This window comes from Geodermatophilus maliterrae, from assembly GCF_041018925.1.
In the GTDB taxonomy this organism is placed as follows: Bacteria; Actinomycetota; Actinomycetes; order Mycobacteriales; family Geodermatophilaceae; genus Geodermatophilus; species Geodermatophilus maliterrae.
Genome location: NZ_JBFNXQ010000124.1, coordinates 1 through 13,671, shown reverse-complemented (window position 1 = coordinate 13,671; position 13,671 = coordinate 1). Strand labels below are relative to the sequence as shown.

The 13,671-nt window shown below is 75.9% G+C and carries 10 protein-coding genes; 8 read left to right on the top strand and 2 right to left on the bottom strand.

Features of this window, described 5'->3' with window-relative positions; genetic code table 11:
• Window positions 1–46: 46 nt before the first annotated feature.
• Together ABQ292_RS23800 and mfd are read right to left on the bottom strand one after the other, a co-directional pair.
• Window positions 47–1,048 carry a SurA N-terminal domain-containing protein gene (locus tag ABQ292_RS23800; RefSeq protein ID WP_369210189.1) on the bottom strand — a complete coding sequence of 334 codons (1,002 nt, stop codon included), beginning with the start codon at window positions 1,046–1,048 and terminating at the stop codon, window positions 47–49.
• A gap of 61 nt (window positions 1,049–1,109) precedes the next feature.
• Window positions 1,110–4,688, bottom strand: coding sequence for a transcription-repair coupling factor (gene mfd / locus ABQ292_RS23795; RefSeq protein ID WP_369210188.1), 3,579 nt, complete (start codon window positions 4,686–4,688; stop codon window positions 1,110–1,112).
• A gap of 254 nt (window positions 4,689–4,942) precedes the next feature.
• Between mfd and ABQ292_RS23790 the strand changes: the two genes are divergently transcribed.
• The 8 genes from ABQ292_RS23790 to ABQ292_RS23755 all read left to right on the top strand — a co-directional run bounded on the left by ABQ292_RS23790 (window position 4,943) and on the right by ABQ292_RS23755 (window position 13,648).
• Window positions 4,943–5,956, top strand: a complete 1,014-nt coding sequence (locus tag ABQ292_RS23790) for a glycosyltransferase family 4 protein (protein WP_369210187.1) — start codon at window positions 4,943–4,945, stop codon at window positions 5,954–5,956.
• Between the two features lie 3 nt (window positions 5,957–5,959).
• The gene (locus ABQ292_RS23785; protein ID WP_369210186.1) at window positions 5,960–6,481 is read left to right on the top strand and encodes a serine O-acetyltransferase; all 522 of its coding nucleotides are present in this window, start codon (window positions 5,960–5,962) and stop codon (window positions 6,479–6,481) included.
• Window positions 6,475–7,224: a WecB/TagA/CpsF family glycosyltransferase gene (locus ABQ292_RS23780; protein WP_369210185.1), complete on the top strand. Its 750-nt coding sequence runs from the start codon at window positions 6,475–6,477 to the stop codon at window positions 7,222–7,224. The genes ABQ292_RS23785 and ABQ292_RS23780 overlap by 7 nt, the downstream gene beginning before the upstream one ends.
• Window positions 7,221–8,570, top strand: coding sequence for an O-antigen ligase family protein (locus tag ABQ292_RS23775; protein ID WP_369210184.1), 1,350 nt, complete (start codon window positions 7,221–7,223; stop codon window positions 8,568–8,570). The genes ABQ292_RS23780 and ABQ292_RS23775 overlap by 4 nt, the downstream gene beginning before the upstream one ends.
• Window positions 8,567–9,547, top strand: a complete 981-nt coding sequence (locus tag ABQ292_RS23770) for a glycosyltransferase family 2 protein (RefSeq protein WP_369210183.1) — start codon at window positions 8,567–8,569, stop codon at window positions 9,545–9,547. The genes ABQ292_RS23775 and ABQ292_RS23770 overlap by 4 nt, the downstream gene beginning before the upstream one ends.
• 131 nt (window positions 9,548–9,678) lie before the next feature.
• Complete coding sequence (locus ABQ292_RS23765; protein WP_369210182.1) at window positions 9,679–11,586, top strand: hypothetical protein; 1,908 nt, start codon at window positions 9,679–9,681, stop codon at window positions 11,584–11,586.
• A 59-nt stretch (window positions 11,587–11,645) separates the two neighbouring features.
• Window positions 11,646–13,112, top strand: a complete 1,467-nt coding sequence (locus tag ABQ292_RS23760) for an oligosaccharide flippase family protein (RefSeq protein ID WP_369210181.1) — start codon at window positions 11,646–11,648, stop codon at window positions 13,110–13,112.
• A gap of 392 nt (window positions 13,113–13,504) precedes the next feature.
• The gene (locus tag ABQ292_RS23755) at window positions 13,505–13,648 is read left to right on the top strand and encodes a TcmI family type II polyketide cyclase (protein WP_369210180.1); all 144 of its coding nucleotides are present in this window, start codon (window positions 13,505–13,507) and stop codon (window positions 13,646–13,648) included.
• Window positions 13,649–13,671 lie beyond the last annotated feature (23 nt).

Genomic DNA, 13,671 nt, shown 5'->3' with positions numbered 1-13,671 from the left:
GGGCAGCCGCGGGCTGACGGTGACGACGAGGGCGGCCGGCACGGCCTCAGCCGCCCGACCCGGTGGCGGTCGGGTCGGCGGCCGCGGGGTCGTCGCCGAGCAGGTCGACGACGCCGCCGTCGGACACCTGCACGACGTCCTCCTCCAGCGACCCGTAGCGCGGGTTGACGGTGATGCCGAGGTCGGTGCGGACGTCACCGACCAGCGTGGCGCCGGCCTCCTCGACACCGGCCGCCGCCTCGTTCTCCAGCTGGGTGCGGACCTCCTCGAACGAGGGGATCGTCCGCTGCCCCACGAAGGCCACCACCACACCCGGGACGTCGGGGACCGTGACGGTGAAGCCGCTGTTCGGCGCGGCGGCGGTGACGCCCTCGGCCAGGGGCGCGGGGACCTCGGCGAGCGCGCGCGGCTGCAGCGCCGGGAGGGTGATCTCGCCCGGGAAGCGCGCGGCCACGGCCGGGTAGGACGCCGGGTCGGCGGTCAGCTCCGCGACGACGGCGTCGGCGGTGGCCTGGTCGGGCACGACGAGGTAGCCGAGCTCGACCTGCTCGAACTGGCCGCGGACCTCCTCGTAGCGGGCGCGCAGGGACGCCTCGTCGAGCGCGCCGCCCTCGCCCGTGGCCGCGGCCAGCTCCCGGCGCACCAGCTGCTGGCGGGCGCTGGCCAGGACGTCCTCGCGGGTGAAGCCCTGCGCGGCGGCCTGGGCGAACAGGGCCTCGGCGTCCTGACCGGCCAGCGCCTGCACGACGAACGCGTCGACCTCGGCGTCGGTGACCTCGACGTCGTAGCGCTCCTCGGCGGCGGCGTAGACCCGCTCGCGCAGCAGGAGGGTGAGCACCTGGCGGGTGTAGTCGGCCTCGCTGCCGGCGGCCGCCTCGGCGATCGCCGGGTCGGCCAGCCGCTCGTCGACCTCCGCCTGCAGCTCGTCGACGGTCACCTGCTCGTCGCCGACGTAGGCGGCCACGTTGGGCGAGGTCCGGCAGCCGGTCAGGGCGACGACGGCGGCCACGAGCCCGAGGGCGACGGCGGTCGGTCGGCGGGTGCGCACGTCCCGGAGACTCCCACAAGCCGCGGGAGCGCCGGCGCAGCACGCCCCGACCGGCCCGCCCTCAGGCCTCCTGCAGGGTCCCGCCGCGAGCCTGCGAGCGGTGGGGCGCAGGAGGTCCGTCGACGAGGACCGCCGTCAGCAGGGAGTGCAGGTGCTCGAGCAGGGCGACGTCGCGCAGCGGCGTGCGCCGGTCGGGACCGACGGGGACCTTGAGCGACACCGCCTCGACGGCGGCCTTGTAGGTGGCGCCGTCGGCCAGCCGGGCCAGCCGCATCTGCTGCGACTCGCGCAGCGGCACGGGGCTGATGCGGATGACGCGGCCCTGCAGCGAGACCTCGGTGATGCCCAGCCTGCGCATGGCGGCACGGAACCGGGCCACCGCCAGCAGGTTGAGCACCGGGGCCGGCGCGGCGCCGTAGCGGTCGGTGAGCTCGTCGAGCACCGCCTGCGCCTGGTCGTCGTCCTGCACCGCGGCCACCTTGCGGTAGGCCTCCATGCGCAGCCGCTCGCCGGGCACGTAGTCGTGCGGCAGGTGGGCGTCGACCGGCAGGTCGACCCGCACCTCGGCGGGCTCGGCCGGCGCCTCCTCGCCGGTCAGGGAGGCGCGGTAGTCGCTGACCGCCTCGCCGACCAGCCGGACGTAGAGGTCGAAGCCGACCCCGGCGATGTGTCCGGACTGCTCGCCGCCGAGCAGGTTGCCCGCGCCGCGGATCTCGAGGTCCTTCATCGCCACCGCCATGCCGGCGCCCAGGTCGGTGTTGTGCGCGATGGTGGTCAGCCGGTCGACCGAGGTCTCGGTCAGCGGCCGGGTGGGGTCGTAGGTGAAGTAGGCGTAGGCGCGCTCGCGGCCACGGCCGACCCGGCCCCGGATCTGGTGCAGCTGGGAGAGGCCGAAGGTGTCGGCGCGGTCGACGACCAGGGTGTTGGCGTTGGGGATGTCCAGGCCGGACTCGACGATCGTCGTCGCCACCAGGACGTCGTACTCCTTCTCCCAGAAGCCGACCATGATCCGCTCGAGCTGGTGCTCCTTCATCTGCCCGTGGCCGACGGCCACGCGGGCCTCGGGCACCAGCCGGCGGATCTTCGCGGCGGCCTTGTCGATCGACTGCACGCGGTTGTGGATGACGAAGACCTGGCCGTCGCGCAGCAGCTCGCGGCGGATGGCGGCGGCCATCTGCTTGTCGTCCCAGGCGCCCACGTAGGTGAGCACCGGGTGCCGCTCCTCCGGCGGGGTGAGGATCGTCGACATCTCGCGGATGCCGGTCAGGCTCATCTCCAGCGTGCGCGGGATCGGGGTGGCCGACATCGACAGGACGTCGACCGCCGTCCGCATGGTCTTCAGGTACTCCTTGTGCTCGACGCCGAAGCGCTGCTCCTCGTCGACGACGACCAGCCCGAGGTCCTTGAACCGCGTGGTCGCCTGCAGCAGCCGGTGGGTGCCGACCAGGACGTCGACCTCACCGGCGGCCAGCCGGCGCAGCGTCTCGGCGCTCTCGGCGTCGGACTGGAAGCGGGAGAGCACCGCCACCGTCACCGGGAACTGGGCGAACCGCTCGGAGAAGGTCTTGAAGTGCTGGTTGGCCAGCAGCGTCGTCGGTACGAGGACGGCGACCTGCTTGCCGTCCTGCACCGCCTTGAAGGCCGCGCGGACGGCGATCTCGGTCTTGCCGTAGCCGACGTCGCCGCAGATGACCCGGTCCATCGGGACCGGGTTCATCATGTCGGCCTTGACCTCCTCGATCGCCCCGAGCTGGTCGGGGGTCTCCTGGTAGGGGAAGGCGTCCTCGAGCTCGCGCTGCCAGACGGTGTCGGGGCCGAAGGCGTGGCCCTTGGTGGCCATGCGGGCGGAGTAGAGGCGGATCAGCTCGGCGGCGATCTGCTTGACCGCCTTGCGCGCCTGACCCTTGGTCCTGGCCCAGTCGGAGCCGCCGAGCTTGGACAGCGCGGGCTGCTCGCCGCCGACGTAGCGGGTGAGCTGGTCGAGGGCGTCGGTGGGCACGAACAGCCGGTCCGGCGGCTGGTTCCGCTTGGACGGCGCGTACTCGACGATGAGGTAGTCGCGCTGGCCGCCGTGCACGGTGCGGCTGACCATCTCGACGTAGCGGCCGATGCCGTGCTGCTCGTGGACGACGAGGTCGCCGGGCTGCAGCTGCACCAGGTCGACGGCGTTGCGGCGGCGGGTGGGCATCTTCACCGCGTCGCGCATCGTCGTGCCGCGCTGGCCGGTGAGGTCGTGCTCGGTGACCAGCACCAACCCCACGCCCGGGAAGGCGAAGCCGGACTCCAGGTTGCCCTGGGTGATCGAGGTCAGCCCCGCCTCGGGGGCGGAGGCGAGCCCGGGCACCAGCCGCACGCCGAGGTCGGCGGCGGTGAACTGGTCGGCGGCGCGCTGGGCCGGGCCCGGGCCGGCGAAGGTGACGACGACCCGCCGGCCCTCGCGGGTCCAGCCGCGCAGCGCCTCGACGGCGCGGTCGAGGTCGCCGGAGAAGCGCTCGACCGTCGTCGCGTCGAGGACGACCGCCCCCTCGTCGTCCGCGCCGAGGGTGAAGGCGCCGGTGGTCCACCACGGCAGGCCACGGCCGCGGGCGGCCGCCTCGACGTCGGCGAGGTCGCGGAACGACGACGCCCCGAGGTCCAGCGGCGCCTCGCCGGCCTCGGCGGCCGTGGCCCAGGAGGCGGCGAGGAACTCCTCGGCGGTGCGCACCAGGTCGGCGGCGCGGCCGCGGACCCGCTCGGGGTCGGCGACGAGCACGTGGGTGCCGGCCGGCAGCAGGTCGGTGAGCAGCTGCATGTGCTGGTCGCCGATGAGCGCCGGGGTGAGCGACTCCATGCCCTCGACGGCGATGCCCTCGGCCAGCTTGCCGAGCACCTCGACCAGGCCGGGGTGCGCACGGGCCAGCTCGGTGGCGCGGGCGCGCACCTCGTCGGTGAGCAGCAGCTCGCGGCACGGCGGCGCCCACAGCCGGTCGGGCCGCTCGTCGAGGGAGCGCTGGTCGGCGGCGGAGAAGTAGCGCAGCTCGTCGACCTCGTCGCCCCAGAACTCCACGCGGACCGGGTGCGGCTCGGTGGGCGGGAAGACGTCGAGCAGGCCACCGCGGACGGCGAACTCACCGCGCTTCTCGACCAGCTCGACGCGGGTGTAGGCGGCGTCGACCAGGGCGCCGGCGACGTCGTCGAGCTCGGCGGTGTCCCCGGGCCGCAGCTCCACCGGCACGAGGTCGCCGAGGCCGGGCGCCAGCGGCTGCAGCACGCTGCGCACCGGGGCGACCAGGACGTCGACCGTGCCGTTGTCGCCCGGGGTCGTGAGGTCGCGCAGCACCGCCAGCCGGCGCCCGACGGTGTCCGCGCGCGGGGACAGCCGCTCGTGCGGCAGCGTCTCCCAGGCGGGGAAGGTCTCCACCCGGCGGCCGGGCAGGAAGCAGCGCAGCAGGTCGGCGGCGATGTCGGCGTCCCGCTCACCCGCCGTGACCAGCAGCACCGGCACGCCGGCCCCCGGGGCGGCCGCGGCGAGCGCGGCGGCGACCAGCGGTTGCACGGACGGCGGCGCGGTGACCGCCAGCTCCGCACTCCCCGTGGCGGCCACGACGCGGGCCATGCCGGGGTCGGTGAGGACGACGTCGAGCACGCCGCGCAGGGTCACGGAACCGTCTCCTGAGGCCGGGGGCCACACACGTCGCGCCGGGTGCGCGGGGGGCCGGCACTCCAGGTTAGTCCGCGACGCCGCGACCTGCTCCGGCCGGCGAGGACGGTCACCCCCGGTGGCCGGCCGCCGGCCGCGGACCCTCGACCGGGTTGGTGCAGGTCAGCGGCCTCACTCCTTCGGGTAACCGAGCGATGACAGCGAGCTGAACACCTCCCAACCTTCCCCCAGGGCTTCGAACAACGGGGGATTGCGTGAGCGAGGAACTGCACGTCGTGCACGTCGGACCCGACGTGCGGGCCACGGGCGGGATGGCGACGGTCATCACCCTGCTCGCGCGTTCTCCCGACCCCGGCATCCGGGCCACGACCGCCGCGACGTGGACGCCGTCCTCCCGGGACCACGGGCTCACCGCCACGCTGCGCGTCGTCACCCGGCTCGTCCGCCGCCGTGGCCGGCGCCCCGACTGGGTGCACGCCCACCTCAGTGAGGGCGGTTCCTTCCTCCGCGAGGGTGCGGTGCTCCTCGTCGCCCGGGCCCTGGGCATCCGGACGGCGGCCACCCTGCACGGCGCCCGGTTCCTCGAGTTCTCCGCGCGGCACCCGCGCCTGGTGCGGCGGGTCCTCGGCGCCTGCCGCGTCGTCTTCCCGCTCGGCCCCCACGCGGGGTCCCGCGTCGCCGCGCTGTGCCCGGGCACCCCGGTGCGGCCGGTGCTCAACCCCGTCGACCTCGACGAGCTGCGCACCGCGCCGTCGCACGTCGCCGACGTCGTCTTCGGTGGCGTGGTCGGGCACCGCAAGGGCGTCGACCGGCTCGTCGCGGCCTGGCCGGAGGTCCGCCGGCGCCACCCGCAGGCGACCTGCCTGCTGTGCGGTCCCCTCGGGGACCTGCCGGTGGCCGACCTGCCCGAGGGGATGCGCTACGCCGGCTCGCTGGACCGTGCCGAGCTGCTCGGCGTCCTCCGCTCGGCGCGGGTCGCCTGCCTGCCGTCGCGGGACGAGGCGCTGCCCATGTTCGTCCTCGAGAGCCTCGCCCTGGGGGTCCCGGTCGTCACGACCCCCGTCGGGGAGATCGACCAGCTCGGCGAGGAGCAGGGCGTCGCCCTCGTCGAGGGGGACCCGGCCGGGCTCGCCGCCCGGCTGGGCGACCTGCTGGCCGACCCCGCGGAGCGCACCGCCCGGGGTGGGCGCGGCCTGACGTGGGCCAAGGAGAACTGCAGCGTCGAGGCCGTCGGCCGGGCGCTGGCCACCTCCTACCGGGCGGCCTGAGCCATGGGGAGGACTCCCGGGGACCGCCCCGGCCCCCTCCAGGACTGGTCGGCCAACCGCGGCCGGCCGGGGATCCAGCTGGTGCTGGTGCTGTTCCGCCTCGCCCAGGAGGCCCGCGGCGGCGGCGGGCCCCGTCGCCTGCTCGCGGCGCCGCTGATCCTGCTCTACCGCCTGGTGGCGCTGCGGCTGTTCGGCATCGACCTGCCCGTGTCCACCGCCGTGGGCCGCGGTCTGGCGATCCACCACGGCATGGGCCTGGTGGTCAACCGGGCCACCCGGATCGGCGACGGCGTCACCCTCCGGCACAGCACCACCCTGGGCGCCCGTCGCACCGACGAGGACTGCCCGGTGCTCGCCTCCCACGTCGACGTCGGCCCCCACAGCGTCCTGCTGGGAGCGATCTCCGTGGGCCGGGGCGCGCTGATCGGGGCCGGGAGCGTCGTCCTGCACGACGTCCCGCCCGCCACCTCCGTGGCCGGTAACCCGGCCCGCGTCCTGCGCACCCGAGGAGAGACCCCGTGCTGACGTCGACGCCCTCCACCCGCGTGTCCGGCTTCTGGCGCTCCTGCGCGCAGGACGGCCGGCTCGTCACCTGCCTGGCCGACGTCTTCGCCACGCCGTGGGAGACCCGGCCGGTGCGCGTGCAGACGGTCAACCTGCAGCACGTGCACCTCATCGCGACCTCCCAGCAGGCCGCGGAGGCCGCGATGGCCGCCGACCTGGTCTCCGCGGACGGGTGGCCCCTGGCCTACCTGGCCCGGCGCCACGGGCGGGCCTGCGCACGGGTCACCGGGCGCGAGATCGTCGACGCGCTGCTCCGGGACCCGTCCCTCGCCGGGCGGCGGGTCGCCCTGCTCGGGACGCGGGCCGAGGTCGCCGACAGGTTCGCCGAGCAGCTGGCGCGCAACGACGTGAAGCTGGTCTGGAGCCACCACGGGGACGCCCGCACCTGGGACGTGGCGGCCGTCGCGCGGGAGGTCGCCCTGCACGACTGCGACGTCGTCCTCGTCGCCCTGGGTGCGCCGCGCGGGGAGCCGCTGGGCCAGGCGCTCACCGAGCTCCTCCCCCGGGGCCTGGTCGTGGGCGTGGGCGGCGCCGTGGAGATGGTCACCGGCGACATGCCGGCGGCTCCCGGATGGTTGGGCCGGGTCGGGCTCGAGTGGGCCTACCGGCTGCTCCACCAGCCCCGCCGGCTCGGCCGGCGCTACCTGGTCGAGAGCCCGCGCGCGCTCCTCCTCCTGGCCCAGGCCGCGCACACGAGCTCGTGAACCCCGCACCCCTGCGCGCCCGGATCCTCCCCGCGCTGTGGCCCCTCGTCCCGGGGGCCGCCGTCGTGGCCGCCGTGGCCGGCGCCCTCCTGGCACCCCTGGCGACCGGCGCGGCGGTCCTCGGCCTCGCCGTCCTCGTCGTGACGGCCCGCTGGCCGCGGGGAACGGCCCTGGCCGCCATGATCGGGGGCCCGCTGTACCTCTCGGGGTACGCGGCCGGCCCGGTGACCCTCGACAACGTCGCGGTCCTGTACGGCGCCGCCGTGGGCACCGGGTGGCTGCTGGCGCACCGCCGGGTCGGGACGCCGCTGGTCGCCTGGCCCGTCGCCCTCGCGCTGGCCGTGACCCTCGCCGCGGCGGTCAACGGGGGCGCCGGCCTGCCCGGCACCGCCCGCTTCCTGTCCCTCGCCGTCCTGGTGCTGATCCTGGCCAACTCCACCGCGGCGGCACGCTCCCGCACCGTGGCGTGGGTCGAGGTCGCGGTGACCGTGGGCGCGCTCGTGCTGGTCGCCCAGCCCCTGACCGGCTACCCCGAGGCGTTCGGCACCGCGGAGGGGGTGGGGCAGCGCTTCGGTGGCCTGTTCGGGCACCCCAACTTCGCCGCCTACACGATCTGCCTGGTCCTGCTCTACCAGCTCTACGCCACGCGCTTCACCGCCCTGCGGGTCGGCTCGACCGCCGTCCTGCTGCTGGCGCTGCTCCTCACCGGCAGCCGGGCCGCGCTGCTGGTGTTCCTGGTCCTGCTGCTCCCGGCGGTGTGGCTGCGCGCCCGGCGGTTCCTCGGCCTGCTGCTGCCCGCGGTCGTGGCCCTGCCGTTCGTCGGCACGACCGTGCTCACCCGGCTGGAGAGCATCTCCGAGACCGGGGGGCTGTCCGGTCAGAACGCCTCGGGCTGGCGGCTCGGACAGTGGCAGGACGCCCTGGAGGCCACCCGCGGGCACGAGCTCCTGGGGATCGGCTGGGGCCAGACCGTCGCGGTCATGGGCGACGAGCTCGGCGCGCACAGCACCTACGTCCAGCTGTGGCTGGAGGTCGGGCGCATCGGCACCCTCGTGGCCGCCGTCGGGCTCGCCGTCCTGCTGCGGACCGCGTGCTCCTCCCGGACCGCCCTGGTGCTGCTGGCCTACGCCGTCGTCTCGAGCACCACCGACCCGGTGCTGCTCTACCCCTCGTGCCTGACCGTGCTCCTGGTGCTCCTGTCCCAGCTGCTGCCCCGGCAGGACGACGCCCCGGGCACGGAGCCCGCGCCGGACGCCGTGCCGGACCCCGTGCCGCAGCCGCGGTCCGGCGAGGCCCGGGCGGCGGTACCCACCGCGACGCGACGACCCCTGGGAGCACCCGCATGACGCTGACCTACGAGGTGCTCGTCCCGGCCTACCAGGCCGAGGACTCCATCGCCGAGGCCGTGGCCTCGGCCCTCGCCCAGCGGCCGGCACCGGAGCGCGTCCTCGTGTACTCCGACGGCAGCACCGACGAGACGGTGCAGCGGGCGCGCGCGGCCGGCGCGGAGGTGGTCGACGGCGTCGAGAACCGGGGGGTCGGCGCCGCCCGCCAGACGCTGCTCGAGCAGGCACGCGCACCGTGGCTGCTGGTCCTCGACAGCGACGACCGGCTGCTGCCGGACGCCGCCCGGCTGTTCGCGGAGGCGGTCGAGGAGCACCCGGACGCCTGGGTCCTCGGGTTCGGGGAGGTCCCCGAGACCGCGGCCGCCCCCCACAGCCCGGGCCTCGACCCGGCCCGGCCGGTCGACCTGCGCAGCCTGTGGCGGCGCAACCCCTTCGTGAGCTCCTCCACGCTGATCCGCCGGGAGCCGGCGGTCCGCGTCGGTGGGTTCCCGCCGGTCCGGCGGCTGGTCGACTACGCCTTCTGGCTCGTCCTCGCCGGCGACCCGGACGCCCGCGGCCGGCTGTGGAACCGCAGCACGCCGGTCACGGCCCGGGCGGTGCACGGCGGGACGATCACCGGCAACGTGGTCGCCGCGGTGGCGGCCGAGCGCGAACTGCTGGTCCGGCACGCCGGCGCCGCGCTGGCCGGGCTGCCCGGTCCGGTGCGCGGGGCGGTGACCCGGGCCCGACTGTGCGTGCTGTGGTGGCGGGGGCTGTCCCGGCACCTGGACTACGGGCGCCCGGCGTCGTCCTACCTGCCCGCAGGGGACGTCGTCCCCGGCGGCGTCCTGCCCGGTCTGCTGCGGCTCCTGGCATCGCCCTCGGTCCAGCGGACCGTCCGGGCGGCGGTCCGCGCGGCGCGCGACGGTCTGCCCCGGGACGGAGGAGCCGCCCGGCCGCCGGCCGTCCGCACCCCGGTGGCTGCCTCCGAGGGGTGAGGGAGGCCCCGGCCGTCCAGGCGGACGGGCCGAGGGACGGGAGGATCCAGATCAGGAGGCGCGCACGGTCGCGCCGTCGAGCGGACGGCGCCGGCAGACCGGCGCCGTCAGTCGGACACGGGGGAAGTGGGATGGACGCACGCGTGCTGACCGGCGTGGGGCTGGGTCTGCTGACCCCTCGTGAGGCGACCCGCCGGCACCTGCGGGCCGGGCTCTCGATCGACCAGTTCTTCGACGAGCTGGACCGCCGGGGGGTGCGGTACGCCGTCCTGCGCTGGTTCGAGACGCTCCCCGACGTCGACCCCGGTGAGGACGTCGACGTCCTGGTGGCCGACGAGGACCTGCCGCTGCTGCGGAGCCTGCTGGGGTCGCACCGGGTGGCGCCGGCCCGGCAGGCGTTCGACGTCTACTCCGAGACGGGGCTGCCGGGCTCGGACTTCCGCGGGATCCCCTACCTCTCCCCCGAGCTGGCCTCCCGGGTGCTCGACCGCGCCGTCCTGTGGCGGGGTCGCTACCGCGTGCCCTCCCCGGCGGACCACTTCGACTCCCTGGCCTACCACGTCGCCTACCACAAGGGGTTGCGGTCGGGGCTGCCCGGCGAGCCCGGTGGACGCCCCGCGACCGGCGACCCCGAGCACGACTACGTCTCGATCCTCGGCGCCCTCGCCGCGGACGTCGGGCTGGCGATCCGACTCACCCTGGCCGACCTCGACGCGCACCTGGCGGCGAGCGGGCTGCGACCGCCGCTGGACACCCTGGAGAAGCTGGCCGAGGCCAACCCCTGGCTCCGCGACCACCTGGAGCAGGAGTTCGGCCCCGCCGACGCGGACCTCCCCGGGCTCGCCGTCTTCGTGGTCCGGGAGCAGGCGGCCGGCCTGCTCGACCGGGTGCGCGCGGAGCTGCTCCGCGAGGGCTGGGAGCCGCTGGCCACCGTCGCGCTCGACGCCGGGCAGGCGGCGCGGGTCCGCGCCCGGGTGCGGGGTGGCAACTGGGGCGCCGGCCCCTTCGCCGTCGGAGGCGGGGGGCCGGCCGCCTACGTCGTGGCCTTCGACCTCGGCGCCGTCGTCGACGACGGAACGGCCTCGTCCCCGGAGCGGGTGACGGCCAGCAAGCTCGCCATCCGCCGTCGCCTGCTGGCCGGGCAGCCGTCGGGGGCCCGGTTCAACCCCCTGCACAGCTCGGACAACGCCCGGCAGGCGCTGGACTACCTCGACGCGCTGGACGACCCCGGCCTCGTGGCGGGGCTCCGGGCGCAGATCGCCGACCTGCGCGCCGCGACGGCCTTCCCGTACCCGGTCGTGGAGCTGCTGCCGAGCGGGCGCCGCCGGGCCGTGACCGCGGTCGTCGACCACCCGGAGTTCGGCGAGTGCGTCTGCAAGGTCTTCCACCCCAGCGCCCGCCGCTTCCTCGAGCGGGAGCTGCGCGCCCGCACCGAGTTCGCCGACCTCCCCGAGGTGCCCGCCCTGCTGGAGGCCGGCGACACCTGGCTGCTGTCCCCCCGCTACTCCGACACCCGGGCGCACGTCCGGCGTCCCCTCCCCGACGGCCCGCACGTCCAGCTGACACCGGGCACGAGCCGCGCGCTGGCCCGGCTCGCCCGGACCGTGCACGCGCGCGGCAGCTACCTGCTCGACCTCACGCCGCTGAACCTGGTGACCGACGCGGTGGAGGGCCTGAAGGTCATCGACTGGGAGTTCCTGCAGGACTTCCCGGGCGAACGGCCGTCGCTGCCGGAGTCCCCCACCGTCCTCGGCCGGGACGACCGGTCCCCGGACGTCGACACGCCGCTGGGCGTCAGCTCCTACGGCGGCTCCGTCCTCACCGTCTTCTCCCCCCGGGTCACCGGCGTCCCGACCCGTCTGCTGCTGGGTCGGCCGGCCGGGTGGCCGGTCGCCCTGCTCGCCGAGCCGGGGATGGCCCTGGCGTGGCTGCTGCTCACCCTGCGGACGGCGGTCAAGCGGAGCCGTCCGCGGGTCGTGCGCGCGGCGCGGCGCACCGCCCGCGCCGTCCTCGTCGGCCTGGCGCGGCGCGGCAGGTGACTCCCCCGGACGCCGTCCGGACGGAGCCGGCCGCCCCTCCCCGCGGACCCGAACGGTCCATGACCCGCTCGGCCGTCCGGGGGCTCTCCTGGTCGCTGCTCGGCGCGCTCGGGCAGGCACTCCTGCAACTGGTCTCGATCGTGGTGCTGTCCCGGCTGCTGTCGGCCGAGGAGTTCGGCACCGCGGTGGCGGCCACCGTCGTGATGGGCCTCGCCGTGATGCTCGGGCAGCTGGGCATCGGGCCCGCCCTCGTGCAGGCCCGCAGTCTGAGCGGCGCGGACGTGGCCACCGCCTTCTGCGTGGCCACCGCCCTGGGCGTGGTCCTGGCCGCGGGGCTCTTCTTCTCCGCTCCCCTGGTCAACCCGCTGGTGGGGCTCCCGGCCGACTCCCCCTTCCTGCGGCTGCTGTCGGTCGTGCTGGTCCTCGGCGGCCTCGGCTCGGTGTCCCTGGGCCTCCTCCAGCGGAACCTGCGCTTCCGCGCCCTCGTGCTCGTCGAGCTGTCGTCCTACGGCATCGGGTACCTGGGGACGACGGTCGTCCTCGCCTCCGCCGGTGCGGGTGCGGCGGCGCTGGTGTGGGGGCAGGTCGCCCAGGCGCTGATGACCGCCGTGGGTGCCTACGCGCTGGTCCGCCACCAGGTGCGGCTCCCCCCGTGGGCGGCCGTGGTCCGGTCCGCGCGGCGGGTCCTGGGCTTCGGGTCCGCGTACTCGCTCTCGCAGCTGGGGAACTGGATCGGCCTCAACGGTGACAACCTGGTCGTCACCTCCACGCTGGGCCCCGCCGCCCTGGGCGTCTACTCGCGGGCCTACCAGCTGCTCGTCCAGCCCGCGAACCTGATCGGGACCGTCGCGGACAAGGTGCTGTTCCCGTCGCTGTCCCGGATCCAGGACGACCGCGACCGGCTCGCCCGGGCCTACGTCCTGGCGGGGTCGCTGGTCGCCCTGCTGACCCTGCCGGTCAGCGTCCTGTTGCTCGTCCTCGCCCCCGAGGTGGTCGCGATCCTGCTCGGGCCGGGCTGGACGGCGGTGGTCCTGCCGCTGCAGGTCTTCGCCGTGGTGCTGCTGCCCCGGACGGCCTACAAGATCAGCGGCTCCCTGACCCGCGCCACCGGAGCGGTCCTCGGCGGCGCGTGGCGGCAGTGGCTGTACGCGGCCGAGGTCACGCTGGGCTGCGCCGTCGGCAGCGCCTGGGGCATCACCGGGGTGGCCGTGGGAGCGTCCGTGGCGATCGTCGCGCACTTCGTCACGATGCTGGTCTTCTCGGCGCGGATCAGCCGCGGCCTGGTCGGGCGCGTGCTGCGCAGCTACGCCAGGTCCCTGCCGGTCGCCGCCGCCACCGCCGCGGTGTCCTGGCCCGTGGCCGCGGCGCTGCGCGGAGCCGCGCCGGACCTGGTCGTCGTCCTCGGCACGGCCGGCAGCGGGGTGCTCGCGGCCGCTGCGGCGCTGTTCGCGAGCCGGCGGCTCTTCCGCGACGAGCTGACCGTGCTCGCGGCCGCCCGGTCCCGTCCGGCGCCGCCGGGGGGCTGACCCGGCCGGTTGGTGCGCGGCAGTGTTCCCGGACTCGCCTCCCGAGCCCGGACGCTCGGCCCTGCCCGGCTCGACTTCATCCCCAGGTAGGGGGCGACTCCAGCCCTGGGACGCCCGACGCCGAGCGCGGAGCCAGCTGTCGCGCCTCCTGTGCCAGGTCCGGGACCGGGGGGCGGTGCCGACGACCCGCACCTCGGGTCGCAGGGCCGCACGGTCCTCCCCCACTCGGTGGTCGCGGTTCCGGAACGGGACCTGCGACGGATGTGGCCGTCGCTGGAGCGGCCCTAGCGTGTGCCTGGTCCTGGCGTAGAGATCTCGTCAGGGGACTGGTGGCCGGATCCGCTCGGGAGACCACGCGCAAGCCTCGCCGTGACGTCTGCCCGTCGTCGCCGGTGAACCGGTCCCACGCCACGGTCGTGCACGAGGTCAGCCCGTACCTCAGCCCGTACCACCCGGAGACCCGGCTGAGCCCGGAGGACTCGGTGGCCCAGCCGTTCCACGAGTGGCACGTCGACGGCTGGCACCCCGAGGACTGACCACCACGACACCGGTGGGGCGT